This is a genomic window from Polaribacter glomeratus, assembly GCF_002954665.1.
GTDB lineage: Bacteria > Bacteroidota > Bacteroidia > Flavobacteriales > Flavobacteriaceae > Polaribacter > Polaribacter glomeratus.
On the sequence record NZ_MSCM01000002.1, the window covers coordinates 1,587,041 to 1,613,857 of the forward strand.

Sequence of the window (26,817 nt, forward strand, 5' to 3'; positions counted from 1 at the left end):
AATATTTTAATGTCTTCTATTAGTAAGACACCATAAAGTTTAATAAGTCACACTTTTTATAAAATAAAAAATTAGCTATCTAATTTAAATATTGTTTAATAGCCATTCTGTGTTCTGGAATACTTTTATCATAATTTTCTACTAACAATTCTAGTATTGTTGGCGCATTTATACCAATCTCTTTTTTGTTCAAATATTTAGAAACATACAAATTATAGGTTTCGTCTATTTTTTCAAAAATTAGAAAATGAGTTTCATTTAGTTCTGTATATGCAATTTCGTTTCCAGAAAATGAGTTTGACTCATCTTTCATAAAAAGAGAAAATTCATAGTATTTTAATACGTTTTCCATAATTTAAATAAGTTCTGCGGATAAACCTAGTTGTAATAATTTAGAACACCTTGGCTCTAGGTCTTTAAATTCGCCAGATTTAACTGTGCATTTGCCTTTGTAATGTACTAAAGTGGCACATTGTTCTGCTTGTTCAAAAGTATGCTCGCAAACAGAAACTAAAGAATCAATAACAAAATCAAATGTGTTTACATCATCATTATGTAACACTATTTCATGCTGAAAAGTTTCTTGTTCAAGAACATCTACTTCTTCTTGTATTTTTTCTTTTGTGCTCATGCTATAAAAGTATAAAATATTTTTTACTCTTTGTTGTATTTTAAGGCAACCCAATTATTTCTTTGTAAAAAAGTTTCTAGTTTTAGATTGTATTTAGAGACTTCGGCATCAATAATAGGAATGTCTTCTTCATAAAAACCACTTAATAAAAGAACACCTTTTTCATTTAAGCAGTTGGTGTATATCTCCATATCCATCAATAAAATATTTCTGTTGATGTTGGCAATAATTACATCATATTTTTTGTTCACCAAAAGGGATGAATCTCCTTCAAAAACAGTAATATTTTTGCAATTATTTCTTTCAATATTTTCTATAGAGTTCTCATAACACCAATTATCAATATCAATGGCGTCAACAGGTTTTGCGCCTTTCATTTCAGCAAAAATTGCTAAAATTCCTGTGCCAGAACCCATGTCTAAAGTTTTCTTGTTCTCTAAATCCAATTGCAATAAATGCTGCACCATCATGTGTGTAGTTTCATGATGACCAGTACCAAAACTCATTTTTGGCTCTATAACAATATCATATTTTAAATTAGGATTGTCATGAAAGGGTGCTCTTATACTCACTAAATCATCAACTTGAATAGGGTTAAAGTTCTTTTCCCATTCTATGTTCCAGTTAGTTTGTTCAACTTCATTTTGATTATATTCAATCGAGAATTCATCAGAAGTTAAAATAAAAACAGTTTCAAGAATTGAAGAATTCCATTCGCTTTTTTGAATATAAGCGGTAACTCCGTTTTCGTTTTCAACAAAACTTTCAAAACCTACTTCACCTAATTCTGCAATTAAAATTTCTGTTGCAGGTTCTTTTGGTGTAATTGTAAAATTGTATTCTATATAAATATTGTCCATAATTAAAAATGCGTCAAGATTTTAAATCTTGACGCAAATTTATTGGTTTTCTATAGAAGTTTTACAAATTAACTTCTTTTTAAATTGCTTTTATAATTGCAGTAAAATCTTCGGCCTTTAAAGCAGCACCTCCAATTAATCCTCCATCAACATCTGGTTTAGAGAAAATTTCTTCGGCATTTGAAGGTTTTACACTTCCACCGTATAAAATAGATACATCATCAGCAATTTCCTTACCGTATTTTTTTTCTATAATACTTCTAATAAAAGCATGCATTTCTTGCGCTTGTTCTGGACTTGCAGTTTCTCCTGTACCAATTGCCCAAACAGGTTCGTATGCTAAAACGATACTTTTCCATGCGGCCGCTTCTAAATGAAACAAACCATTTTTTAATTGACTTTCTACAACTTTAAAATGATTTTCAGATTTTCTATCTTCTAGTAATTCTCCAAAACAAAATATAGTTTCTAAGTTATTTTCTAAAACTGCATTTACTTTTTCCGCTAAAATAGCATCTGTTTCACCAAAATAAGATCTTCTTTCTGAATGGCCTAAAATAATAGTTTTTATACCAATTGATTTTAGCATATCTGCAGAAATTTCGCCAGTATAAGCGCCATTTTTAGCTTGATGCATATTTTGTGCAACTACTTCTATTTTAGTGTTTTCTGCTCTTTTAACAGCAGAAGCCAAATTAACAAACGTTGGTGCAACTATAACTCTAGTACTTTTTAGAGATAATTTTTTAATCGATTTTTTAATTTCTTTGATAAGCTGTTTTGTTTCATCCTTATCATTATTCATCTTCCAGTTACCAGCTACTATTTTTTGTCTCATAATTATTTTATTTATTAAAAGGTAAATTTAACAAATGCTAAAGGATTTCTACTTTATAAATTAAAATAGTTACTAAAACGATTTATATATCAGCTTTTAATGCTTTTTTTATTTTTTCGTCGGATGCATCTGTTGCTTTAAAAAGACTAATTTCTCCGGCTTCATCTATCACCATATATCTTGCAATCCAACTTAAATTGATGAAATTTACAAACGCACCATCGTCCATTCCTTCGGGTAAATTGTAATGTTCACCTATTAAATTATATTTTTCAATGGCTCTTTTCCATGAAGGACTACTTCTGTCTACTGATAAAAAAAGAAAAACAACATCCGGAAACTCTTTCTGCAGCTCTTTTACTTTTGGAAAACCAACAATACAGTCTTTACACCAAGAGGCCCAAACATCAATTAATATTTTTTTTCCTTTATGTTCATAGATAACTTCTCTCAAAGTAATTTTAGAATCGTCTAAACCAAGTAACATTTCCATATTTGCTTCTTCAGAAAACTGAGTTGGTTTTTTTGAATTACAACTTACAAAAACGATAAATAGTAAAAGAATTATTTTTTTCATGTAAAATTTGTCTATTAAAAAATGAATAACTTACAAATGTTGCATCTTAAAAATAGTACTTTTGTGAAACTTTAAGTACAACTAATGACAACCCAACAACTTGTAGCGCAAATTAAACAAAAGAAATCTTTTTTATGCATTGGTTTAGATGTAGATTTAGAAAAGATTCCTAAACATTTGTTAAACTTAGAAGATCCTATTTTTGAGTTTAATAAAGCTATTATTGATGCAACTCATCATTTATGTGTAGCATATAAACCAAATACCGCTTTTTATGAAGCCTACGGAATTAAAGGATGGCAAGCGTTAGCAAAAACAATTACCTACATTAACAAAGAGTATCCAGAAATTTTTACAATTGCGGATGCTAAAAGAGGCGATATTGGCAACACATCAACAATGTATGCAAAAGCTTTTTTTGAAGACTTAGCGTTTGATTCGGTTACGGTTGCGCCTTATATGGGTAAAGATTCTGTTGAGCCTTTTTTAGCGTTTAAAAATAAGCATACCATTATGTTGGCATTAACCTCTAATGAAGGGGCCTTTGACTTTCAAACAAAAAAAGTTGGTGAACTGGAATTGTATAAACAAGTGTTAGAAACTTCTAAAAACTGGAAAAATGCCGAAAACCTAATGTATGTTGTTGGTGCAACAAAAGCAGAATATTTTAAAGAAATAAGAAAAATTATTCCAACTTCTTTTTTATTAGTTCCGGGAGTTGGTGCACAAGGAGGAAGTTTACAAGACGTTTGTAAATATGGTTTATCAGAAAATATTGGTCTCTTAATTAATTCTTCTCGCGGAATAATTTACGCCTCAAATTCTGATGATTTTGCAAAAGTTGCAGCTTTGAAAGCAAAAGAGCTACAGCAACAAATGGAATTATATTTTTAAAAAAAAAGCCAAAACTTTTACAGTTTTGGCTTTAATTATAATCATAATAGGTAAATATTTACTTAAGACAAATTAATTTGTATTAAGATTAATTTTGATCTCCAGGACCTAAATTTGGGTTTGCATCAATTTCTCTTTGAGGAATTTTAAATATCCACTCTTTGTTAACTGATGGTTTTCCTTGTAAGTACCCGTCTTGATAAAGAATTTGAGATGCCCCAGAACCTCCGTTAGCAGCATGATCAATGCCTTCATCCCAACGTATTAAATCTGTATATCTAAATCCTTCACCCCATAATTCTATATTTCTTTGAAACTTAATTTGTTGTAAAAGCAATGGTTGATTATTGTAAATAGTTACATCGAATGCACTATTTCTTGCTCTTGCTAAAGTTCTTAGTGCTGTTTGTGCAGCAGCAATATTTGGAATCATAGCTTCCGCCTCAGCTTCTATTAAATACATTTCAGAAGTACGCATATAAATAATATCATCTGGTTCTATACCTCCTGGTTGTGTTTGTTTGAACTTAACATGCATGTACGGGTGCGCATTAAAGTTAGACTTCCAGCCATAAACACCTTCAAGTCTTGTTATTTCTGCATTCCATGCAGCTCTAGTTGGGTATAAAGGGTTTGTGTTCCTTGCAAAACCACCAGTACCATTAGATGCTGAACCGTTTTCATTTGGTGCATTAATTAAAAAAAGATCTTTTCTGTAATCCGTATTAGGTAGTGCATCAATCAATCTTTTATCTGCAATTTTAGGATTGTTTCTAACTTGACTTCCGTTAAATGTATTAGATATTAAGTAAAAGTAAGCACGGAAAAATGTTGTCTCGGTTGTTATTACATTGCTACCCCAAATAACTTCTGGAAGGTTATTAGAATTAAATCCTAATTTATAATCAGTCTCATTCATTAAAGGGTAACCAGTACGTGCTAATTTTGCAGCATCGGCAGCAATACGCCACTTTCCACTATTTAATGCTATACGTGCTTTAATACCATAAGCAACATCAATGTTTAGTTCAGCCTTATCTGATGGGTTTCCTGATGGTCTTGCCGTAGCGCCTTTAAAAGAAGCTATTGCTGCATCAATATCTAACATACATTGATCATAAACAGCTTTTACTGATGCTCTAGGTCCACTTTCGAAAGGGAACTCAGATGAGAACAATATTGGAACTCCAGGATCTGTAGCAGGGCTTCCAATTAAATAGCCTTTACCGTAATGCTGCACTAATGAAAGGTATGCATACGCTCTGTAAGTATAAGCTTGTCCTATAATTTGCTTTAATTTTGCATCCGAAGGAATTGATCCATCTGTTGCTCTATTAATAATAGCATTAGCACTAGCTATAAGTTGATAACGTTGATACCATAATTGCTCTCCTGTTTCTGATGTTTCTTGTGTGTGTGATAACCATCTCGTATCATCTTGCCAACCTAAATTATTAGCTGGTGCAGAATGTATTACTTGGCCTCCTATATTATCGTCTAAAGGAATCCAATAGTGATTACCTGCTCTGTTGTTAGAGCCTCCAGAAATATATCCATTTTGTGCATATAACGCACGGTGCATTCCTTGTAGAATCAGATTCATATTATCTGCAGTGGCTAAAGCACTTGTGGCAGAAATAGCATCCGTTGGTGATTGTTCTAGAAAATCTTCAGAACAAGATGTTATTGTAATTAGCCCTGTTACACATAACAGTATTTTTATTTTTTTGAACATAATTAGTATGTTTTATATAGTTAAGATTATTTAAAATGTAACATTTAAACCAAAAGAGAAAATTCTAGCTGGGTTAAAGTCAGTTCCATCAGGTGTACCTGCTAAATTATACTGAGGGTCTAAACCATCTCTCTTACTTTGTAAAAATAAATTTTCACCAGTTAAAGAAAGTCTTAGGTTGTCAACTGCAAGTTTTTTAGTTAACGAGCTGTCAAAAGAGTACCCTAAATTAATGTTCTTTAATGCCCAAAAAGAAGCATCTGTTAAAAATCTAGTAGATTGTGTTAGCACTAAATCTGCATTACCACTTTCTAATCTAGGTACATCTGTAATGTCACCTGGTTTGCGCCATGCATTTAAAATGTCTGGATGGTAAGATCTTCCAAAAGCCCCACTATGCATCATTGCTGCGTATCCATTATCTAAAAATGTACCACCAATACCATAAGTTACCAACAAGTTTAAGTCAAATCCTTTATAGCTTAATGTGTTTGAAATAGATCCTAAAAGATCTGGAAGCGTACTATCTCCTGTATAAGCTCTTTCTGTTGCTTGCCAATCGTTTGTAGTTTCTTGCACACCATTTGCATCTAAAACAGCTACGCTGTTACCATCTGCATCAAATTCGAACATTTTAAACAATTGGTCACCCGTTGCAGGGTCAACTCCGGCTGTGTGTAGTAAAAAGAAATCGAATCTAGATTTACCTACTTCCCATCTTTTAGATCCATTTATAAAAGGATCTGGTAGACTTGTAATTTCATTTTTAAATGTAGATGCTTGTAAAGTAATGTCCCATTTAAAATTATTTTTATTGATTAAATGACCTGTTAAACCAACTTCCCAACCTGAATTATACATATCTGCTATGTTTGCAGGAAATGCATTTAATCCATTACTAAGTGCTATTGGTAAATCATACAATAAGTCAGACGAATTTCTTTTATAATATTCAACAGAACCATCTATAAAGTTATTAAATAGTCCAAACTCTAAAGCAACATCAAAACTCTCAGCAGTTTCCCATTGTAAACCAGCATTACCAATTTCTGTCCATACAATTGCAGGTTTACCAGCATTGGATGTTAAAGCGTAACGAGGTTGAGATAAGAAAAAGTCTCCTAAATCATCATTTCCAACTTCACCATAAGACCCTCTAAGCTTTAACTTATTAATAAAAGATACATTTTTCATGAAATCTTCTTGATCTATACGCCAAGATGCACCAACAGAGTAGAAGTTACCCCATCTTGCACCAGTACTAAAAACAGATGAACCATCTCTTCTTGCAGAAGCACTAATGTAATATTTATTATCAAAGTTATAATTTGCTCTTGCAAAGTATCCTTCCAATGTTTTATTTGTTGTAGAACCACCTAAACCATTAGGAGTTGCAAAGTTGTCAAATTCGTAGATACCTTCAGCAGTTTGTTCAATAGATCTTCCGTTCATAGAAGAAAAAATTCTTTCAAAACTTTCATGCCCAGCGGTAATATCTATATTGTGAACATCTTTAAAGGATTTAGAATAAGATAAAATTTGATTGAAGTTTCTTACTTCTCTTCTAGCTCTTGTTTCACTATATCTTCCTGTTGGTTGTGCATCACCAATAATATTATTTTCATACTCTTTACTTAGTAATTCATTAATATCCCTACCGTAGTTTACTCTAAAACTAAGGCCTTCTGCTAGTTTCAAGTCTGCGTAATATCTAAAACCGTAAGTATTATTTCTAGTACGTTCATCGTTTAATAACAATTCTTGAAGCGCATGACGCCCTTGGTTTGTTGGTCTTGATCCAATATTAAATTGAGAGAAACCTTCTCCGTTGTCAAAAACTGGATTTCCAGCAGCATCAAGCACTAGGTTACCGTCTAAGTCGTTTACATAAACAGGGTAAATTGAACCTATATTTTTTGCAAAAGCAAATGGATTTACAATACTTGCAGCTCCTGCAGAAGTAGGTCCTGTAGATTCTGCTATTGTTATGTTTGCACTACCACCCATAGAAATTCTGTCGTTTACTTCAAAATCTGCATTTAAACGAGTTGTTAAACGATCAAACCCAGTAGTAACAACGTATCCTTCTTCATCTAAATACGAAGCAGAGAAAAATACTTTATGTTTATCACCACCACCAGAAACATTAACATTGTAATTATTTCTAACACCAGTGCGTTCTAATTCATCATACCAGCTTAAGCTTTTATAAATTACTTGAGCGCTAGGGTTTAATTTACCATCTAAACCAACAATTTGGTTATTAGGTACATTAAAAGGGTTATACCCTAAACTATTGTAAATATTTGCCGAAGCAAAAGCAGCATCTCCAGCACCTGCAGTTGAGTTCTTTAAAGCCTCCCACATAGTTTCGTAATACTGTCCAGGTGTAACTTCATCATAAAAAGGGATTCCTTGATTTACAATACCTGTTGAATATGAAAAGGATGCTTTTATGTCTCCTTTACTACCACTTTTTGTAGTAATTAAAACAACACCATTTGCTGCTCTAGATCCATATAAAGAAGTTGAAGCTGCATCTTTAAGGATGGTAAAAGAATCAATATCCTCTTGGTTAATTGTATTTAAATCACCTTCATATTGCATTCCGTCAACAATATAAAGTGGATCTGAGTTACCATTAAGTGTACCCACACCACGAATAACGATTCCTGGCGAAGAACCTGGTTGCCCCGAAGCAGATGTAAATTGAACACCCGTAGCTCTACCTTCTATAGCGGCTATTGGCGAGGTTAAGTTTCTAAGTGCTAAGTCTTTTGCACCTACAACACTTGCAGATCCAGTAAAAGCTTCTAGGGTAGAAGTACCAAAAGCAATTACAACAACTTCATCTAAAACACTACTATCTTCTGCTAATGTAATATTGATAACAGATGAGTTTCCAACAGTTTTTTCTGCAGCTTTGTATCCTAAATAACGAAAAACTAAAACTGCACCTTTTTCTGCGGATATAGTATATTTTCCGTCAAAATCAGTTTCAGTACCAGTTTTGGTTCCCTTAATTAAAATACTAACTCCGGGTAAAGTTCCTGAATTATCAGACACTTTACCTGTTACAGACATTTTTTGTGCATTAATTGTAAATGCACTCCCAATGAGTATCATAAACAACAGTGCCTTCTTATACATTTGTTTCATAAATATTTGATTTGAATTATTTGATTGCTAAAATAAACACCTTTTCTTAATTTATTATTACGCAAAACAACATTAACACTAAGAATATGTGAAAATTATATTATTTATTAAATTAATGTTAAAATTTTAATTATAATTTAATGTAAAATACTTATCGCTGTAAATTCAATCGATATTTATCTGGTTAATTTGCTTCTTATGATAATAATTGTTGTGTTTTTAGTTTTGAAAGGGTCAATAAATCTTAAAAAAAGCTAAAATGATTATTTATAATGTAAGCTAAACCTCTTTTGCTAGTTAAATTCATTTTTAAAATGTCATTTATGAGTTAAATAAATAGATTGTCTTGCTACTTTTTTTTAAAAATTGTCAAGCAATTTTTATACTTTTTTAATAAGAGACTTTTAAGTTACTTATAACAGGATAATTTTTAGAAATCTTTTATGTTTTAGCTATTTGGTTTTATTTTTTTGTGATAAAACATATTAATTGTCATTTAGCAAATAGGCATAAAAGTTGGAACCGATTTTTTTTATCTGGTGTAAGTATGCTAATTCGGATTGTTTTGTTGACAAAACAAGTAATTATAGTTAAATTTATATGTCGTATTGTAAAATATAAATGAGACTACATTTGTTTTAAATAGCAAAGTATGGAAAGATTTTACTTTTGAAATACCTTCTTCGGTAATTAATAAGGAGAATTAAATTGTCTACGAGTTGCGTTGTTTAACCTTTCATTAAAAAAACTTACTATTTAGATTTTTTTTGTTTAAAAATAAGAAACTAAATAGATGCATGAGATTAGGTAACTATTGTTGTTTAAATTCTGAGTAATTTACAGGGTAAACTTTCTATCTAAATAACTAATTTGATTCAGTTTTTTAAGCAGTTTCATTGCTTTAAAAGCAGCTAAATCGCTAACGGTTTCATCTTCGAATCTGTAATCATTAGATTTTTCTACAAGATTATCATACCTTTCTTTAAGGTGTTTTTTAAAGCTATTAAATTGGTTTTGATGTTGCATGCCAGTTTGTCTTTTTAGGGGATTTACCAAAGTAAATATAAAAAAAATTATATTATAAAAACAAACAATTTTAAAAAAAAGAAACTTTCTCTAATTTTAAAGGGCTCACCTTTAGTTTTTTATAATTTTAATAAACTTAGAATCAGAATTCATTTCAAGTTTTAATAAATAAATTCCTGACTTTAAGAAGGAAACGTCATGAGTTTCTAGCCTAGAATTTTGATTAAAAGTGTATAGTTTTTTACCTGTTATGGTATATAAAATAGCTTTTGATGCACCTTCAAGATTCGGTATTTTAATTGTTAACTTATCATTTACTGGGTTTGGATATACGCTTACATCCATTAAATTATTGTTTTCAAAAAGAGAAGCTGTAGACTCTTGATAGACTCTCACATAATCTATTTCCATGGCGCTTTCTGTAAAATTTGCAGCAATGTTAGGCAGAATAGCTACATTAAATAACAAATATTGAGGAGCGTTATAAGGCCAGTTTTGCATATTTTTATTTTCTGGATTGTATGTGTAATGTGCAATGCCATCAACACTAAAAACCATTTTAGTGGCACTCCATTCTAAAGTATAAATATGAAATTCCGTTGAAGCATTTTGAATATATCGCCCGCCTTTATTAACCGTATTTCCAGAACTTGATCCATTGTGTAGTGCACTTGCCACGTAGTTCTGGTTAGCGCCCCAGTGTTCAATAATATCTATTTCCCCACAGTCTGGCCAACCTGTAGTTCCATATGTTTCAGCCCAATACCCACCATTTTCTGTAATGTTTTGACCTAGCATCCAAAGTGCAGGAAAAGTACCAACACCAAAAGGCATTTTTGCTTTAATTTCAACTTTACCGTACGTAAATGCAAACTTAGAGTTTAACCTTGCTGATGTGTAATTTTTTGAAACTCCGTTTTTTGAATAGTTTTCTTTTTTTGCTAAAATTTTAAGCGTTCCGTTACTAACAAATGAGTTGTCTGTTCTGTCTGTATAATGTTGAATTTCACCATTTGCCCAACTTTGTCCATTTATAATAGGGATGGTTTGTTTAAACCAATTTGAGGTATTTAAGTTACCAGTTCCATCAAATTCATCAGACCAAACTAAATTGTCAAAAATAGGATTTGTGCCAGAATTGTTATTCTCTGCTATTGTTCCATCATATAAAAAATCATCAATGTATGCAGTAACTTTACTCGTATTGTCCTCATCATTAATTTGAATTAAAACTCTATTAAAGTCATCTCTATCAGCTGGGTTTGCTGAGTTATTGTTGATGTTTATATAGTTGTCATTTGCAAAATCAAAAGTGATGGTTTGCCATTGATCTAAAACAATGGTTTTAATAATCTCGGACTGTGTAGACCAAGCAGCTGCGATTTTTGAGTTTTGTAATTTTAAGGAAATTTGATTTTTTTCACTACCAGTAATACTAGAAGATGGTACATATATTTTTAATGAAAACGTATTGTTAATTGATAAGTCGAAATTCACAGGAATATCAAAGCGTATGTTTGCGTATTGGCCTCCTTCATCGGTATATTTTAAAACGGTATTAGAATTATTAATTCCTGTTTTAAAAGGATTTAAAAAAGCCTTGTTCATGCCACAAGCATCACCAGCCCAAGTTGTAATTGTTCCATTTCCTTCAAAATCATCAGTAACATTTTGTTGAGAAAAAATGGAAGTAAAAAAAGCAATTGCTAGTAGCGTAAATAAGTTTCGCATATTCTGTAAATAAGTCATTTTACAAATATAAGGACACTTAATTACGTTTATCTAAAGTTAAACCTATACAAAAACCATACAGTCTAAAAAAAATAAGGACACTTAAATACGTTTATCTAAAGTTAAACCTATATAAAAACCATACAGTCTAAAAAAAAGCCTCATTATTAACATATAACGAGGCTTAAAACTTTGTAAGTAAATTAATTATTTATCTTGTAATGCAAAGACCTGCTTTAGTAAAGTGGTAGTTCTTAAGCTTACCTTTTCTCGTATGCCTTTTTCTTCTACTTCAATCATTGTAAAAACACCTTTTAAAGCTTCACTTGTAACATAGCCAGTTAAATCTGGATTTACTTTAGCTACAAACGGAATAGAATTGTATTTAGTAATTAAATTAGCCCAAATTTTGTCTGCGCCTACTTTAGAGAATGAATCATTTATAACGGGGCTGAAACTGCTATACAAAGTTTCTGATGTTTTAGTTTGTAAATAACTAGTTGCCGCATTTTGATTGCCTAATAAAATATTTTTAGCATCGTTAAACGTAATTTCTTTAACCGCATTTATAAAAATAGGAGTAGCCGTTTTTACAGCATCTTCTGCAGCTCTGTTTAAAACTTTAATTCCTTCATCCGCTAAATTGCCTAGGCCAAGTTTACGTAAACCGTTATCTACAGCTTGCAATTCTTCTGGTAATAAAATTTTAACTAAATCGTTTTTATAAAAACCATCTTGTGTTGTTAATTTAGAAACCTGATTTTGAATCCCGTTATCTAATGCTTGTTTTAATCCGTTACCAATTTGTTCTTGAGATAAACCAACACCATTTGGTAGTTGATTAATTACATTTTGTAATTCTGCACAGCCAGCAAACTGAATTGCAATTACCAAAACTAAAATTCTTTTTATCATGTATTTTTTTTTAATTTAAATCGATTTTACGGTTAAAGTTATTATTTTTATTTAAAACTATCCGTTCTTTTATCATAGCCAAAAGGGCAATGTTTGCAACCACTTTTGCAACAATATCCTCTTTTTAAATGATATTTCTCTGTAAAAACTTTATAACCCTGTTCATTTAGGTAATAATCGTCTTTTTCTAGTTCTATTCTTGGTTTAAACATAGCGCAAAAATAGTTGTTTAAATTTTAAATAATTTAAAGTTGCTAAATTTTAAATTTTTTAACACGCTTTAAACTCATGCCTTTTAACATCCAATTTGGCAGTGATTTTTTAGGGTTTCTATTTTTAAGGTTAATATAAATACCAAGTTTTTTTATCAAAGGCACTTTGTGGGTTTCTATAAATTCAATTAAAGTGCCATCTGCGTCTTCTATATAACCCCAATGGCCATTTGCGTCACCCATATCAAAAGAAGGTGCGCTTAAAACTTGAAACGGAAGCTTTTTTTCTTTACATTCTTCAACAAGTATTTTCATGTTACTGATGTCAAAACATAAATGAATATATCCTAAATCTCCCCAAAAACGATTTTCAAAAATTTTATTAGGCGTATTTTCAATGGCTTGAATTAACTCTATTTGACTATTTCCTAGCAATTTAGAAAAACCTCCAACTCTTTCTTTTGAATGTGATAACAGAATTCTTCTAAATTTTTTATCACCATTATTTAAGGCTGATAAATCATCAAAACAAGCTGTTTTGTCATAAATAACGTTGTCATATCCTAAAATATCAGCATATAATTTTAAAGAGTTTTCAATATTAGAAACGCCTAAAACAGCACTAAAAACACCTCCTAGCTCACCTTTGTTATTCGTGTAAAAAGAGCTGAATTCTTTTATTTTTAAAATATTATTAAAAGGATCTTTGATGTAAAAACATTTACTCAAATCGGGCTCAACAACTATTTTAGAAATAATATTTTGTTGTAAGTTTTGTAAACGATCGTAAGTTTTTTCGATATTTCTCGTTTTTAAACACGGAAAATTAATTCCTAAATCGCCAATTTTAAATTCATGCGTTGGTTTAGAGGGTTTTCTATCTGCATATTGCCAAATTTCGTAACCTGCACCACCTTGCAAGTTCATTGCTAAAAGTGCTCTTTTTTTTCTTGATTTTCCACCCATATATTTTGCCATATAAGTAGCTTCATTATAATCATCAAAAATTAGAGCATCTGCACCTAAAATGGTTGCGTACCATTTAAAAGCTACATCTGCATTTTCTACACCAATACCAATTTGCTGAATTCCGTAAATTAATTTTTCATTCATTAATCTTAATTTTTTAATTCTCTTTGTCTCATTGGCATTCCGTCAATAATGGCACATAATTTTTCTGCGGACAAAACTGTTGTTTGAGATTGTTTTATACCACCATCCAAACCGATTAACACTACTTTAAATGCTGCTTTTTCTTTATTAAATTTTTGATATAAATCTGGTGATGGGTTCCAACTTTCATCAGAATCTGATTTAAAAAAATTTGGTAGCGCTTGAAGAATTTTTAATTTCCGTTCCTCAAATTCAGTACTTTTATTTTTTAACAATTCAATTTGATTCATAAAATCGACATTGTTTTTATCACTCGTAATAACAATTAAAACCCTGTATTTTCCCGAATCTTTTTTAATATTCTGACTAATAGAAACTGATGTTATCATTAAAAAGAGCACATATAATCTTTTCATCGGGTTTTGATTTTTACAAATGAATTTTAAGAATTTTAAAAACTATTCAACAGATTTTTTAAAAGCATTTTCGCCACCAACAATAGGTATTGTTATTTTTGTTCCTTGTAAATCAATGGTTAATTCAGTTCCTGGTTTTGGTAATAAAGTGTACTCATTATCACTAGAAAAAATCATCAAACCAATTTGTTGTCCTTTTTTAATAATTTGATCATCCGGTTGTAAATCGAAAGTCATGTCATAAAATTTTCCTGGTTTCAAAGGAGCACTTTTAGTTAAAGAAGCATGGTTTTGTAAATCTGCCCAACCACGAGTAATAATATTATCGGTAATTTTAGAATTTTTACTAGTATTCCATGGCAAAGAAACTAAACAAACGGATAAGTTTACTGCAGCTTTAGAGCTCGAAGCTTTTATAGTAATTGAAGCCAAACCAGAAATATGAACATCTTCTTTTAAAACAGGAGTAACATATAATAAACGATGATTTGTATAAGCTGCTTGTGCTAGTACTTCGGATGAAAACGAATAATTATCTACCAAGGTTTCTTTTCCTTTGGATTTTGATTTGTCGGTTGATAAATTTCCTGCTTCGGGAGCACCTGCTTCTAAATAAAAAGTAACCTTACTTGCCTCAGGATTGGGATATTCTGCATACGCCGTTGGTTCTTCTCTTTTGTCATCTTCTCTAACTATCCAAGCTTTAGCATCGTTTTCTACATCATTTTTTACTCCATGTAAATAACGTGTAAACCAACGATTCATCATTTTCATTGGTGGTGGTCCTCCATGTCCATTTTGATGATAATAAATCTGAGTAGGCAAGCCCATTTCCGAAGCTTTTTTATAAATTCTATAACTGTGTTCTGGCATAACATTCCAATCATTAAAACCGTGAGACATTAATAATGCTGCTTTCATCGGTTTCATATCATTTATATAATCACGTCCAGCCCAAAAATCATTGTAATCTCCAGTCATTCTATCCATGCCATTTGCCATTTCTGTATCACGAACTACCTTGTTATTTCTGGCTCTATTTTCTTCTTTTCCACTATGGATAAAATCGTACAAAACATCAATATCTTCGCCTAAATAACCTCCAGGAGAACGCACTAATCCGTTGGAACGATAATAGTGATAATAAGAAGTATTTGGGGCTACAGGAATAATTGCTTCTAAACCTTCAACACCTGTGGTTGCTGCTGCTAAAGGAATTGTTCCGTTATAAGAAGTTCCTGTCATGCCTACTTTTCCTGTAGACCAAAATGCGGTTACAGTTTCAGTTCCTTCTCTAGACGTAAATCCTTTTGCACGACCGTTTAACCAGTCTATAACTGCTTTCGGAGCAAAAGATTCATTATCGCCCCCAACTGTTGGCGCACCATCGGATAAACCTGTTCCTGGTGATGACGAATGCACCACAATATATCCTAAAGGAAGCCAATTTTTTACTTGAGAATTTGAAATAATTGGGCGTTCGCCTCTTCTTGTTACTTCTACTTTAGTTCTAGGTTTTTCTTTTGCGCCAATTTCGTGTTTTACTTCCCAAAATAAACCAGGTGCATCACCAGCTGTTCCTGCATAATAAGGGCTAGATTCATAAACTACAGGTAATTTTAAACCCTCCGTTTCTGTTTGTTCTGGTCTGGTTACATCTACGTGCATTCGGTCTAATTTTCCGTCTCCGTCTGAGTCAAAGGTAGTTTCTACCCATAAATCGTGTTGAATCCATTTTTCTGGATTGCTAAAAGCTTCTACAATTTGAGCTTCTCCATCTTTAAAAACGGGTACTGCTTTTTCTTGCGCTTTTATTGAAAAAGCAATAAGAAATAAAATGATAAATTGAAATTTGATGTTATTTTTCATGTTGATATCTATAGGGTTATTTTAGTACTGAAAATTCGATTGAAGAATCTGTAAACACAGTATGTGTTTGCGTTTTAAAGTCTTTTTCGTTTGCTTTGTAAATGTTGTCTACATAGGTTTGCGGGTTTAAATCGATTAAAGGAAACCAAGTACTTTGCACTTGAATTTGTATTTTATGTCCTTTTTTAAACGTATGAAAAACATCTTGTAATTTAATATTTACATCCGTTTTTTTATTGGGCGTAAAAGGTTCTGGGTGTTCAAAACTATTTCTAAATCTGCCACGCATTACTTCGCTACGAACCATTAAATGATAATTACTCATTTTTAAATGGTCTTGCATTTTATCATTATTTTCTGCAGCATCCGCAGGATGAACATCTACTACTTTAACAATCCAATCTGCATCAGTTCCTGTCGTTGCTACTTTTAATTTTGCTAAAATATCTCCCGCCAAAGTATAATCTTCGGTTAAAACATCTGTTTCAAAAACCAATACATCGGGTCTTCTTGCTGCAAAACGCTGGTCATCAGTCATGTACTTTCTTGGCGTAAAAACGGTTTTAATATCTTCAGAATACGGAACAGGTCTTTTAATATCACTTATAAATTTTATTGCTGATTTTGATTTCTTAGCCGCTGTTAATTCTTGATTTTCTGATAAAAACCAATCTTGTTTCACCATGTTGTTTGGTGGCCAAGCATCATAACTTTTCCATTCTTTTTTACCTGAATCAAAAACATACGCTTCTGGCAATCCAGAGTTTTTGTCTCCTTTTCCTTTTAAGAAATGATTAAAAAACTTTGTTTCAATTTCTTTCTGAAACTTTAATGAAATAGAATCTCCAAAATAATAATTACCCACATCATTTCTAACAGCAGAACTTGCCCATTTTCCGTGATCCCAAGGGCCAAAAACGAGTGTGTTGTAATTTTCTTTTCCATTTTTTTCTATGCCTTTATACGTTTCTAAAGGCCCATATAAATCTTCTGCATCAAAGAAACCACCAACAATCATGGTTGCTACAGAGCTAGGTACTTTATCCATATGTTGTATAATGCCTTTGCTTTGCCAAACTGAATCGTAATTAGGATGTTCAATAATTTCTTTCCAGAAAAAATCATCAATTTTATCTTTATTTTCGGCTGTTTTTACATCTAATTTATCATATTGAAAATATTCATTCAAGTTTTTTAAAGGTCCTTTGTCTAAGAAAAATTGATATTGATCTTGAGTTTTCATCTCAGGTAAAGAATACCAAGCAGAATCCGTTGGTGTATCTTTGTAGGTTCCGAATAACGGAATAGCTCTAAAATAGCTCAATAAAAATGCACCATTATGATGGAAATCATCAAAGAAAAAATCGCCAATACAGGCTTGTGGAGAAGCTGCTTTTAAAGCTGGATGCGCATCAATAGCAGAAATTGTTGCATAATGCCCAGGATAAGAAATTCCCCAAGTTCCAACATTGCCATTATTGTTTTCTACGTTTTTTACCAACCAGTCTATTGTATCATAGGTGTCAGAAACTTCATCAGACTGATTTTCTTTTTTATTTGGGATGTAAGCACGCATATTATCATATACGCCTTCACTCATCCAACGGCCACGAACATCTTGATATACTACAATATTTCCTTCTTTCATTAAATGAACATTCGGACTAATTTTGGTCTTCATTTTTCCTTCTCCATAAGGCGCAGAACTATAAGGAGTTCTTTGCATTAAAATTGGGTATTTTATGCTTTTGTCTTTTGGCGTGTAAATGGTTGTGTGGAGTTTAATCCCATCTCTCATTATAATATCAACTTCTTTTTTAGTGTAGTGGTCCGCAACAAAAGTGTCTGGAATTGCAGCTGATTGTAATGTTTTTTCCGTTTTTGGAGTACATCCGATAAAAAAAGTAAAGGAAATAGCGATATAAAAGAGCCTTAAAATTTGATGTTTCATTGTTTGAGTTACTAAGTTTCGTTAAATCTACGAAACTAAAAAGAGGTATTAGAAAATCTTTTGTTAAAATGAATTAAAATCGTTTTAAAAATTGGCGCAAAAAAAAGGTTATCGCAATGATAACCTTTCTTAAATTTTTAAAAACTAAAATTATAGTGCTTTTAACCAAGCCTCTCTAAGTTTTTTCTTAGGGTCATTTTCTGGTAAATCTTCAAGTACTAAGTTTTCTATTTCGGCTTCTCCTTTCATCACTTTTCCTTCAAGTTTTAATGTATCACCATCTCTTACAACTTCAAATGTTACAGCATCACCTTCTTTCCATTGCATCGATTTTCCAATAACTACTCTAGCACTTTGCAAGGTAACAGCTTCGTTATTAACAGACTTTAAAATATCACCTGCTTTTACACCTAAAGTATCTAAAGCTGTATTTTTTCTATCAATAAAGAAAATTTCTTTGTTATTATTGGCAGATATAAATAATTGATTTTGGCTATCTAAAAAGTAGGAAGCATCAATATCTTCTGTTTTGTTAGCAACACCCACTTTGTTCAAAAATTGAACATAATCAATAGGTGTGTTTCCGGTTAAATGTTTTTCGAAAAAAGCACCCACAGATGGAAACGTCATTTTTACAATTTCAGCTAAGATTTCATCATCTTTAAAAGGTTTTTTTTCTCCATATTTAACAGACAAATCTTTCATTAAATTTCTAATTCCGTAAACTCCTTTGCTTTCTTCTCTTAGTAAAATATCTAAAGTCATACCAATTAATGCGCCTTTTTGATATACATTGCCGTAATTTTTTGCATATTCATCCTCCAAAATATTTTTACTCATTTTGGTAAAAGACATCGTGTCATTATAACTTAATGAACTTGCAATTTTACCTTTCATTTCGTCAATAAACTGTTGTTCAGTTATCAAGCCTTGGTTTACTTGAAATAAGTTTGCAAAATATTCGGTAACTCCTTCATACATCCATAAATGTTTAGACATATTTGGAGTATTAAAATCAAACGAATGAATTTCTTCGGAATGTACAGAAAGCGGCGAAACAATATGAAAAAACTCGTGTGAAACAGTTCCGTTTATCATTCCATTAGACAAACGTTCTTTTGTAAAATTTTCTGGATACACAACCGTTGTAGACGAAAGGTGCTCTAAGGCTCCAAAGCTATCCCATTTGTAAATTTCTGGATCAAAAAGATAGAGTAAAATATTATATTCGTTGGTAGTTTTAAATCCTTTTAAAAAGTTTGATTGTGCTTGCACCATTGTTTTTAGCGCATCTTCCATATCTTTTGCTGTATGAACATTATTAGGCGAATACACGGCAAGTGTAACTTCTATTCCGTCAATGGTAAAACTAACCGAATTTAAAGGCGCATACATAATTGGATTGTCAGAAATCTCATCATATCGAGAAGCGAAAAAAGTATCTTCTGTGTTAATTTCTTTCGTAGTATTCTTGTTGATTAAAGAAGAAGTTTCATATAAATCTGCAGGATGTTGAATTTTAAGCGTGTAAGGAGTTTCTTTTTTACCTTTAAAATATCCAACAAAACCAGGTAAGTTTAAAAAGAAGTTTTTACCTTCTTCTATATTGGTTCCTGCCATCACATAAATTTTATGTTCTTTTTCAGTGTCAAAAGTATCCTCAACCCAATACGTTACTTTGTCCATTTTTTTAGCATCATTAATTTGCCAAGAGTTAGGGTCTAATTTGCTTACTGCCATTTCATTACCATTATAATCAAACGCTTTAAAGTCTGATATAAACTGCCCGTAATTACTCATAGCATAGGTTCCAGGAACGATTGCTGGTATTTGATACACAATCGAGTTTTCTTTTACTTTTTTAGGATTTACTACTACCTGTACTTTATCATCTACCACTTTATTTAGGTTGATAGAAACTTCGATGGTATTTTTCTTTTCTGATGAGTTTTTGATGCTTGCACAACTTGCTAAAAATCCGATAGAAAGACTTAAAAGAATTATTTTTTTCATAACTAAAATTAAATTTGAATACAATATTAGCAGTTTTTCATCTAATTTTTATTGTATTTAACAAATTTTTGAATATTTAACTTTTGTTATAAATTAAAGGCAAAAAATCTATTAAATTTCTTGTATTTTTGCAAAATTATGGAGAACACTAAAAGACATCAATTAACAGACTGGTTACCAACGACAAACAAGGAAGTTAAAATTCGTGGTTGGGAAGAATTGGATGTAATTCTATTTAGCGGAGACGCTTATGTAGATCATCCGTCATTTGGACCTGCTGTAATTGGTCGTATTTTAGAAAGTTATGGTTTGCGAGTGGCGATTGTACCACAACCAAGTGTAAATGACAATTTGCAAGATTTCGAAAAATTAGGAAAACCTCGTTTATTTTTTGGTGTAACCGGTGGTTGTATGGACCCAATGGTTAGCAATTATACCGCAAGTAAAAAAAGCCGTGATAAAGATGCATATACACCAAATGGAGACAAGGGTTTTAGACCAGATTATGCAACTTCTGTATATTCTAAAATATTAAAAGAAAAATTTCCAGATGTTCCTGTTTTAATTGGCGGAATAGAAGCTTCTTTAAGACGTGTAACTCATTATGATTATTGGTCTGACAAGTTGTTGCCAACTATTTTGGAAACTTCTAAAGCAGATATGTTAGTCTACGGAATGGGTGAACAACCTTTGCGAGAAATTGTAGAGTTATTACAAAAAGGGGTTCCGTTTTCTAGTTTAAAAAACATTAAACAAACAGCTGTTTTAATTGATACAAATAAAGAAAAGTTACCAGTTATAAACGATTGGGAAGATGTAACAATCAATTCTCACAAGGCTTGTTTGGCTGATAAAAAAACATTTGCTTCAAACTTTAAAGTGATTGAGCAAGAGTCTAATAAATTAAAAGCGCGAAGAATTCTACAAGAAGTTGAAGGAAAAACTTTGGTGATAAATCCGCCTTTTCCTACAATGACAGAAGCAGAAATTGATGGTTCTTTTGATTTGCCTTACACGCGTTTGCCGCATCCAAAATATGACAAACGTGGACCAATTCCTGCGTTTGAAATGATTAAATTTTCGATAAATATCCATAGAGGATGTTTTGGAGGTTGTAGTTTTTGTACAATTTCTGCGCATCAAGGAAAATTTATTGCTAGTAGAAGTCAGGAATCTGTTTTAAGAGAAGTTGATAAAGTGGCAAATATGCCAGATTTTAAAGGCTATTTATCTGATATCGGTGGGCCATCTGCAAACATGTATCAAATGAAAGGAAAAGTACAATCTATTTGTGATAAATGTGTTGCACCAAGTTGTATTTCGCCTGTAATTTGTTCTAATTTAGATACTTCACACAAACCTTTAACAGAATTATATCAAGCAGTTGATAAGCATCCGAAGATTAAAAAATCTTTTATTGGAAGTGGAATTCGACATGATATGTTGGTGCCTGAATTCAATAAAAATGCAGATCCAAAAGAATTAGATGCATACACAGAGGAAGTAATGACCAAACATATTTCTGGGCGATTAAAAGTTGCGCCAGAACATACTTCTGATCCTGTTTTAAAATTGATGCGTAAACCCTCTTTTAAATATTTTCATATGTTTAAAGAGCGTTTCGATAAAATTAATATCAAGAAGAAATTAAACTTACAATTAATTCCGTATTTTATTTCTAGTCACCCAGCAAGTGAGGTAGAAGACATGGCAAATTTAGCTGCAGAAACTAAAGATATGGGCTTTCAGTTAGAGCAAGTGCAAGGTTTTACACCAACGCCAATGACAGTAGCAACGGTAATTTATTACTCTGGATATCATCCATATACACTAAAACCAACGAGAACTCCAAAGACGAAACAGGAACGTGAAGATCAACATAAATTTTTCTTTTGGTATAAAAAAGAAAATAAAGAATGGATTAAAAACACGTTGAATAAAGTTGGAAGACACGATTTACTTCAAAAATTATTACCAGAAAATAACTCTTGGAAAAAGAATAAAACTGCTCATAAAGTAGCACAGCATACTTTTGATGATGCAATTCCTTTTAACAAAAGAAAGAAAAAGGTAAGTAGAGCGCCTAAAAGTAGAAGGTAGTTAGCCATTTTAATGACGTACATAATCTCGATAATTGACTAAATTAGTTTGGTCAGTTATTTTTATTTAAATGATTTGCTAGATAAACACCAATACTTGCGCTTCCTTGCAGTAAATAGCCGCCAGTTGGAGTATCCCAATCTAACATTTCGCCAATACAAAATTGATTTGGTAGTTCTTTAAGTTCAAAATTTTTAGAAACTGCGTTTAAATCAATTCCGCCAACAGTAGAAATAGCTTCATCAATAGCTGCCGTATCTACGATTTCTAAAGGGAATTTTTTAATGTTTTTCACCAAGGAATCTGCATCTAAATAAGATTCTTTAGAAAGAGTTGTTTTTAATAAATCGATTTGCGCAGTAGTTAATTTGAGTTCTTTTTTTAAAATCTGCGTTCTATTTTTATGGTTAGTTAATTTTATTTTCGACAGCATATTTTCTGATGTTAATGAAGGCTTAAAATCGATAAAAATGATTGCTTTTGAATTTGCAGATAATTGTTTTCTAATTTGCGGACTTAATCCATAAATGGCATTTCCTTCCAATCCAAAATTTGTAATAACTGCCTCTCCCTTTTGAACAATATCATTGCAATAAATTGCGATATTTTTTAACGGAGTTCCTTCGTGCTTTATAATAAAGCTAGATTTCCAATCAATTTGATATCCGCAGTTAGATGCTTTAAATTCTTTTGTTTTGATGCCTTTTTCAGAAAAAGTATCAAGCCAACTACCATCAGACCCTGTAACTTTCCAACTGCTTCCGCCTAAACAAAAAACGGTATAATCTGTTTGTGTAGTTTTGTTATTAATAATCGGGTTATTGCTTGCATCCCAATCAGAAAAAGTTTGATTATATTTAATTTTAACTCCTTTCTCTTTAAGGTTTTTAAGCATCGCATTTAGCACTTCAATCGGTTTAATTCCTTCTTTTGGATACACTCTTTTGCTGCTTCCTATAAAGGTAGGAATTCCTATTTGTGCTAGCCAATTTCTAAAATCGTTATTCGTGAAGCTTAATAACGTTTTTTCTAAAAAATCATCTGGAGTATATCGTTTAATAAGCGCTTCCATAGGCTCTGAATGTGTTACATTAAAACCACCTTTACCAGCAACTAAAAATTTACGACCAGCCGTTTTGTTTTTTTCATAGATGGTAATGTCAAACTTTTTAGTATCTAAAAAAGCAGCTAGAAGAAAAGAAGAAGGTCCGCCTCCAATTATGGCAATGGTTTTTTTCATTTTAATATATTTATCTAACTTAGAAACATCAGAATTACTTTAGTTTAATAGTTAAATTTAGAAATATGCAATTGCGTTTTATTAGTTAACTTTTGTTGTAATTTAATTGTAAAGTTATGCATCTTTTTTCTTACGATGTTTTCCTCTTGGACCGTCACCTTTATGAAGTACAATTTCGGAGTGCAATAATTGTGCAGCTTCAGCAGAGCTCTTAACTTTGGTAGCACTTCGTTCTAGCATTTCAGCCTCAAACTTAGTTAATATGCTTTTTCTAATTCCAATTTCTTTCCAATTTAACGTGGGTTTACATCCTTTATATATTTCTCTAGCTAGAGATAATGCATCTAACAACGCTTGATTTGCACCTTGACCTTTAAACGGACTCATTGGATGCGCTGCGTCACCGATTAAGGTAACTTTAGTTCCTTTTTTTAATAATTCGGGTTTGAGTAATTCGCGATCGTACACCGGATAACCAGAAATTTGGGTTTCTAGTGTTGCTGCTACAATTTGTGGAATTGGATCATGCCACTGGGTTCTAAGACAAGCTTCTTCTTTGAGTGCTTTTGCGCCTTTAGCATGCAGTTCTTTAGCTTCTTTTTCTGATAGAGGAAAACTCAATTGCCACATTATAGAATCTGAATCATAAGGCATCATATAAATTCTTTCATTGCCGTTGGCAGTTTGAAATACGGTAGCGGAATCAAGTAATGAACTTTCTATCTTTTCTAAAGGACAAATTCCTAAAATTACAATGCAATCTAAATAGCGTAATGGAGTTTTTTTATCACCATGTAATAGTTTTCTAACAGTACTTCGGATGCCATCTGCACCAACAACAAGATCGGCTTTGGCATTTACAATTTCACCATTTACTTTAAATTTTAGATTTACATCGTTGCCGTCAGAATCGTTAAAACTCAATAATTGATGTCCCCATTTCACGGATTTATGTCCGTTTAGTTGCTCAAGTAGAGCAAAACGCAAAGACTGCCTTGCAATGTGTATGTTGGTTCGTTTTGGAGATGTTTTTGTGTCTGATCGTCCCCATTTTCTAATTCCCCATTCGCCGATGATATTTCCGTTAGTAGTATGAACTACATGTCTGGTTGAAGTGATTCCTTTATCTAAAGAAATAATTCCTAAGCCTGCCATCGCTTTGCTAGCTTGTTGTAAAGTGAGTCCGTAGCCTTGAGACCGATTATCAAAGCTGTTATCGCGTTCGTAAAGTGTAAAAGGGATTCCTCTGTGCAAACAAGCTACTGCTAAAGCAACTCCGCCAATTCCGCCACCAATTATAGCAATATGTGGGTAGTTTTTGTGGTCTACTTCAACAAGTAAATCAACAAGAACCAATCCAGAACCTTTACAAGTAGCACAAGCTTGAAATTGACCTTTCGGTTTTATTGGAGTAGCTTCTTTAGTATTAGATTTTTCAAATTGTTCTAATTCTATTTGATAATTAAGTCGGTCTTTTTTGCGAAGACTATTTCTTTTTTTTCCTAAACCTTTACAAGTTTTACAAACTGCCCAATAATCTTCTTTGTTTTTCAACTATCGTATATTTAGTTATGTACTAGATGTTTTTTGAGAATTTAATTCTATAAAAGTTAGAAAAAAAACAAATTATTTTTTAACAGCAATCATCATATGAGGACTAAAAGGCAACAAATATTCATCATTTTGGGTAAGCGTTTGCAAGGCTTTTAAAGTTTTTGATTTTTTCTTATCTAGCATATTTGCAAAATATTCATTGTCTAACCAAATCATTCCTTCAACCGCAAAAAGATTTATGAAGTTGAGGTTTTGTTCTAAAAATTCTGCTTTTAAATCTTGTGGTTTATGATAAAAAGCATCCGCTAGTAAAAAAGGAAAATCTTTTGGCGCATTATGAATTCCTGTGGTGAGTTCTTCTTTACACATCTCAAAAAAGGAATTTGCATGAATCATTCCGTTCATCAAACCAACCACCGTAGACGCTGTTGCGTTAATTGCAAAACCTAAAATAATTCCGCCTTTCTTCAATACTCTTTTGGCCTCTAAAATAGTTGCAACCCTGTCTTCTCTTTTTTGAAGATGGTATAAAGGACCGTGTAGAATAACTAAATCTGCAGTTTCATTTTTAAAAGGCAATTTTTTAGCTTCGCCAATTGCAACTGAAAAAGGATTTTTTAACTTATGAGCTCTTTTTTCTGCAAGTTTTATATGTTTTAAAACAGGTTCTACTAAATGAACAATATGTCCTTTTTTTGCCAACCATTCAGAATATTTTCCTGTTCCGCCACCAACATCAATAATTGTTGCTTTTGGATTGGAAACATGAAGTTCTATGAGTTCCTTAATACGTTCAAATTCAAAGATACCCATTCCTTTTTCAAGTCGGGTTTCTTCGGATGCTTTGTTATAAAAGTCATCTAATTCTTTGCTAATAAGTGTTTTCTTTTTCACCTTAAATTTTTAAAAGGATAAAAGTACTTAAATTAAAGTAAAAATTAAAGAACCATTGCGAGTAAGGCTGCAATCTGAACATTATATAGGGATTAGCACAAAATATATAGATTGCTTTTTATTCTTTTTTCGCCATAACCAAGCAAGATAATTAGCCTTTTAAATGTGTGTTAAAAAATGCAATGGTTCTTTCCCAAGATAAATCTGCAGCTTCTTGATCATATCTAGGAGTTGTATTGTTATGAAAACCGTGATTTACATCATCATAAAAATAAGCTTCGTATGTAATTTTATTTTCTTTTAAAACTTTTTCAAAATCTGGCCATCCAGCATTTACTCTTTTGTCTAAACCTGCATATTGTAATAATAAAGGTGCTTTAATTTTTAAGGCATCTTCATTTTCTGGCTGTCTGCCATAATAAGGAACTGCGGCAGCTAATTCTGGAATTCTTACAGCCATCATATTAGAAATCCATCCGCCAAAACAGAAACCAACAACACCAACGGTTCCGTTGCAATTTTTATGAGATTTTAGATAGTTATACCCTGCAATAAAATCTTCTAACATTTCATTTTGATCTCTTTTTCTTTGCATTTCTCTACCTTCATCATCATTTCCAGGATATCCACCTAAAGGGGATAAAGCATCTGGAGCAACGGTTACGAAACCTTCTAGAGCTGCTCTTCTAGCTACATCTTCTATATACGGATTTAGACCTCTATTTTCGTGAACAACAATGAGTCCTGGTAATTTTTCGGTAGTATCTTTTAAAATAGAAAATAATCCTTTTATTTTAAGTCCGCCTTTAGGTGATTCGTAATGGATAAATTCTGATTTTAATCTTGGATCATCTGAATCAACCAAAATGGAATCTATATAATTTGGTGAAATAAAACTTAATAAAGCGGGTAGAGTGATTGCGCCAACAGCATATAAAGATAATTTTTTAAGAAATGCTTTTCTGTCTATTTTATTGTGTGCATAATCATCATATAAATCAAATACTTCTTGACTGATATCTTCTTTTTTAAGTGCTTTCATTTCGCTGAAAATTTAGAGAGTTTATATTTTCAACTAAGATAAATAAA

The 26,817-nt window shown here is 31.8% G+C and carries 22 protein-coding genes; 2 read left to right on the top strand and 20 right to left on the bottom strand.

Annotated features, from left to right (window positions below; genetic code table 11):
• Nucleotides 1–79: 79 nt before the first annotated feature.
• The 5 genes from BTO16_RS17060 to BTO16_RS17080 all read right to left on the bottom strand — a co-directional run bounded on the left by BTO16_RS17060 (nt 80) and on the right by BTO16_RS17080 (nt 2,906).
• The gene (locus tag BTO16_RS17060) at nt 80–352 is read right to left on the bottom strand and encodes a hypothetical protein (protein ID WP_105022844.1); all 273 of its coding nucleotides are present in this window, start codon (nt 350–352) and stop codon (nt 80–82) included.
• Nucleotides 353–355: 3 nt separating this feature from the next.
• Nucleotides 356–631 carry an ATP-dependent Clp protease adaptor ClpS gene (locus BTO16_RS17065; protein ID WP_091894892.1) on the bottom strand — a complete coding sequence of 92 codons (276 nt, stop codon included), beginning with the start codon at nt 629–631 and terminating at the stop codon, nt 356–358.
• A gap of 23 nt (nt 632–654) precedes the next feature.
• Nucleotides 655–1,491, bottom strand: coding sequence for a 50S ribosomal protein L11 methyltransferase (gene prmA / locus BTO16_RS17070; RefSeq protein ID WP_105022845.1), 837 nt, complete (start codon nt 1,489–1,491; stop codon nt 655–657).
• A gap of 79 nt (nt 1,492–1,570) precedes the next feature.
• Nucleotides 1,571–2,329 carry a triose-phosphate isomerase gene (gene tpiA / locus BTO16_RS17075; RefSeq protein ID WP_105022846.1) on the bottom strand — a complete coding sequence of 253 codons (759 nt, stop codon included), beginning with the start codon at nt 2,327–2,329 and terminating at the stop codon, nt 1,571–1,573.
• A gap of 82 nt (nt 2,330–2,411) precedes the next feature.
• Entirely contained in the window at nt 2,412–2,906 is a 495-nt protein-coding gene (locus BTO16_RS17080) for a TlpA family protein disulfide reductase (protein WP_105022847.1), read from the bottom strand.
• 84 nt (nt 2,907–2,990) lie between these two features.
• Between BTO16_RS17080 and pyrF the strand changes: the two genes are divergently transcribed.
• Nucleotides 2,991–3,800, top strand: coding sequence for an orotidine-5'-phosphate decarboxylase (pyrF, locus tag BTO16_RS17085; RefSeq protein WP_105022848.1), 810 nt, complete (start codon nt 2,991–2,993; stop codon nt 3,798–3,800).
• 88 nt (nt 3,801–3,888) lie between these two features.
• Here the strand turns inward: pyrF and BTO16_RS17090 are convergent, their stop codons facing one another.
• From BTO16_RS17090 to BTO16_RS17135, 11 genes are all read right to left on the bottom strand, one after another.
• Complete coding sequence (locus BTO16_RS17090) at nt 3,889–5,535, bottom strand: RagB/SusD family nutrient uptake outer membrane protein (RefSeq protein ID WP_105022849.1); 1,647 nt, start codon at nt 5,533–5,535, stop codon at nt 3,889–3,891.
• 30 nt (nt 5,536–5,565) lie between these two features.
• Nucleotides 5,566–8,685, bottom strand: coding sequence for a SusC/RagA family TonB-linked outer membrane protein (locus BTO16_RS17095; RefSeq protein ID WP_105022957.1), 3,120 nt, complete (start codon nt 8,683–8,685; stop codon nt 5,566–5,568).
• An 846-nt stretch (nt 8,686–9,531) separates the two neighbouring features.
• Nucleotides 9,532–9,720, bottom strand: a complete 189-nt coding sequence (locus tag BTO16_RS17100) for a hypothetical protein (RefSeq protein ID WP_105022958.1) — start codon at nt 9,718–9,720, stop codon at nt 9,532–9,534.
• A 111-nt stretch (nt 9,721–9,831) separates the two neighbouring features.
• Complete coding sequence (locus BTO16_RS17105) at nt 9,832–11,469, bottom strand: family 16 glycosylhydrolase (protein WP_245892137.1); 1,638 nt, start codon at nt 11,467–11,469, stop codon at nt 9,832–9,834.
• Nucleotides 11,470–11,658: 189 nt separating this feature from the next.
• Nucleotides 11,659–12,366 carry a DUF4197 domain-containing protein gene (locus BTO16_RS17110; RefSeq protein WP_105022850.1) on the bottom strand — a complete coding sequence of 236 codons (708 nt, stop codon included), beginning with the start codon at nt 12,364–12,366 and terminating at the stop codon, nt 11,659–11,661.
• A gap of 47 nt (nt 12,367–12,413) precedes the next feature.
• A complete protein-coding gene (locus BTO16_RS17700; protein ID WP_170064484.1) occupies nt 12,414–12,578 on the bottom strand; it encodes a DUF5522 domain-containing protein in 165 nt (54 codons plus the stop codon).
• 42 nt (nt 12,579–12,620) lie between these two features.
• Nucleotides 12,621–13,691 carry a VOC family protein gene (locus tag BTO16_RS17115; protein ID WP_105022851.1) on the bottom strand — a complete coding sequence of 357 codons (1,071 nt, stop codon included), beginning with the start codon at nt 13,689–13,691 and terminating at the stop codon, nt 12,621–12,623.
• 5 nt (nt 13,692–13,696) lie between these two features.
• Nucleotides 13,697–14,107: a DUF4174 domain-containing protein gene (locus tag BTO16_RS17120; RefSeq protein WP_105022852.1), complete on the bottom strand. Its 411-nt coding sequence runs from the start codon at nt 14,105–14,107 to the stop codon at nt 13,697–13,699.
• Nucleotides 14,108–14,149: 42 nt separating this feature from the next.
• The gene (locus BTO16_RS17125; RefSeq protein ID WP_105022853.1) at nt 14,150–15,976 is read right to left on the bottom strand and encodes a Xaa-Pro dipeptidyl-peptidase; all 1,827 of its coding nucleotides are present in this window, start codon (nt 15,974–15,976) and stop codon (nt 14,150–14,152) included.
• A gap of 16 nt (nt 15,977–15,992) precedes the next feature.
• Nucleotides 15,993–17,927 (bottom strand): CocE/NonD family hydrolase, encoded by a 1,935-nt coding sequence (locus tag BTO16_RS17130; RefSeq protein WP_105022854.1) that lies wholly within the window; start codon nt 17,925–17,927, stop codon nt 15,993–15,995.
• A 150-nt stretch (nt 17,928–18,077) separates the two neighbouring features.
• Nucleotides 18,078–19,940 carry a M61 family metallopeptidase gene (locus BTO16_RS17135; RefSeq protein WP_105022855.1) on the bottom strand — a complete coding sequence of 621 codons (1,863 nt, stop codon included), beginning with the start codon at nt 19,938–19,940 and terminating at the stop codon, nt 18,078–18,080.
• A 138-nt stretch (nt 19,941–20,078) separates the two neighbouring features.
• Between BTO16_RS17135 and BTO16_RS17140 the strand changes: the two genes are divergently transcribed.
• Nucleotides 20,079–22,040, top strand: coding sequence for a YgiQ family radical SAM protein (locus BTO16_RS17140; RefSeq protein ID WP_105022856.1), 1,962 nt, complete (start codon nt 20,079–20,081; stop codon nt 22,038–22,040).
• A 52-nt stretch (nt 22,041–22,092) separates the two neighbouring features.
• Here the strand turns inward: BTO16_RS17140 and BTO16_RS17145 are convergent, their stop codons facing one another.
• The 4 genes from BTO16_RS17145 to BTO16_RS17160 form a co-directional block, all read right to left on the bottom strand.
• Nucleotides 22,093–23,280, bottom strand: coding sequence for a BaiN/RdsA family NAD(P)/FAD-dependent oxidoreductase (locus tag BTO16_RS17145; RefSeq protein ID WP_105022857.1), 1,188 nt, complete (start codon nt 23,278–23,280; stop codon nt 22,093–22,095).
• 114 nt (nt 23,281–23,394) lie between these two features.
• Complete coding sequence (locus BTO16_RS17150; protein ID WP_105022858.1) at nt 23,395–24,834, bottom strand: FAD-dependent oxidoreductase; 1,440 nt, start codon at nt 24,832–24,834, stop codon at nt 23,395–23,397.
• Between the two features lie 72 nt (nt 24,835–24,906).
• Entirely contained in the window at nt 24,907–25,728 is an 822-nt protein-coding gene (locus BTO16_RS17155) for a class I SAM-dependent methyltransferase (protein ID WP_105022859.1), read from the bottom strand.
• A 151-nt stretch (nt 25,729–25,879) separates the two neighbouring features.
• Entirely contained in the window at nt 25,880–26,770 is an 891-nt protein-coding gene (locus tag BTO16_RS17160) for a dienelactone hydrolase family protein (protein WP_105022860.1), read from the bottom strand.
• Between the last annotated feature and the right edge of the window lie 47 nt (nt 26,771–26,817).

Coding starts and splice junctions, on each gene's coding strand:
- BTO16_RS17145 (WP_105022857.1), bottom strand. CDS start 23,280: ATGAAAAAAACCATTGCCATAATTGGAGGCGGACCTTCTTCTTTTCTT.
- BTO16_RS17700 (WP_170064484.1), bottom strand. CDS start 12,578: ATGTTTAAACCAAGAATAGAACTAGAAAAAGACGATTATTACCTAAAT.
- BTO16_RS17080 (WP_105022847.1), bottom strand. CDS start 2,906: ATGAAAAAAATAATTCTTTTACTATTTATCGTTTTTGTAAGTTGTAAT.
- BTO16_RS17090 (WP_105022849.1), bottom strand. CDS start 5,535: ATGTTCAAAAAAATAAAAATACTGTTATGTGTAACAGGGCTAATTACA.
- BTO16_RS17100 (WP_105022958.1), bottom strand. CDS start 9,720: ATGCAACATCAAAACCAATTTAATAGCTTTAAAAAACACCTTAAAGAA.
- prmA (WP_105022845.1), bottom strand. CDS start 1,491: ATGGACAATATTTATATAGAATACAATTTTACAATTACACCAAAAGAA.
- BTO16_RS17120 (WP_105022852.1), bottom strand. CDS start 14,107: ATGAAAAGATTATATGTGCTCTTTTTAATGATAACATCAGTTTCTATT.
- BTO16_RS17060 (WP_105022844.1), bottom strand. CDS start 352: ATGGAAAACGTATTAAAATACTATGAATTTTCTCTTTTTATGAAAGAT.
- BTO16_RS17160 (WP_105022860.1), bottom strand. CDS start 26,770: ATGAAAGCACTTAAAAAAGAAGATATCAGTCAAGAAGTATTTGATTTA.
- BTO16_RS17140 (WP_105022856.1), top strand. CDS start 20,079: ATGGAGAACACTAAAAGACATCAATTAACAGACTGGTTACCAACGACA.
- BTO16_RS17065 (WP_091894892.1), bottom strand. CDS start 631: ATGAGCACAAAAGAAAAAATACAAGAAGAAGTAGATGTTCTTGAACAA.
- BTO16_RS17135 (WP_105022855.1), bottom strand. CDS start 19,940: ATGAAAAAAATAATTCTTTTAAGTCTTTCTATCGGATTTTTAGCAAGT.
- BTO16_RS17110 (WP_105022850.1), bottom strand. CDS start 12,366: ATGATAAAAAGAATTTTAGTTTTGGTAATTGCAATTCAGTTTGCTGGC.
- tpiA (WP_105022846.1), bottom strand. CDS start 2,329: ATGAGACAAAAAATAGTAGCTGGTAACTGGAAGATGAATAATGATAAG.
- BTO16_RS17105 (WP_245892137.1), bottom strand. CDS start 11,469: ATGACTTATTTACAGAATATGCGAAACTTATTTACGCTACTAGCAATT.
- BTO16_RS17130 (WP_105022854.1), bottom strand. CDS start 17,927: ATGAAACATCAAATTTTAAGGCTCTTTTATATCGCTATTTCCTTTACT.
- BTO16_RS17115 (WP_105022851.1), bottom strand. CDS start 13,691: ATGAATGAAAAATTAATTTACGGAATTCAGCAAATTGGTATTGGTGTA.
- BTO16_RS17125 (WP_105022853.1), bottom strand. CDS start 15,976: ATGAAAAATAACATCAAATTTCAATTTATCATTTTATTTCTTATTGCT.
- pyrF (WP_105022848.1), top strand. CDS start 2,991: ATGACAACCCAACAACTTGTAGCGCAAATTAAACAAAAGAAATCTTTT.
- BTO16_RS17095 (WP_105022957.1), bottom strand. CDS start 8,685: ATGTATAAGAAGGCACTGTTGTTTATGATACTCATTGGGAGTGCATTT.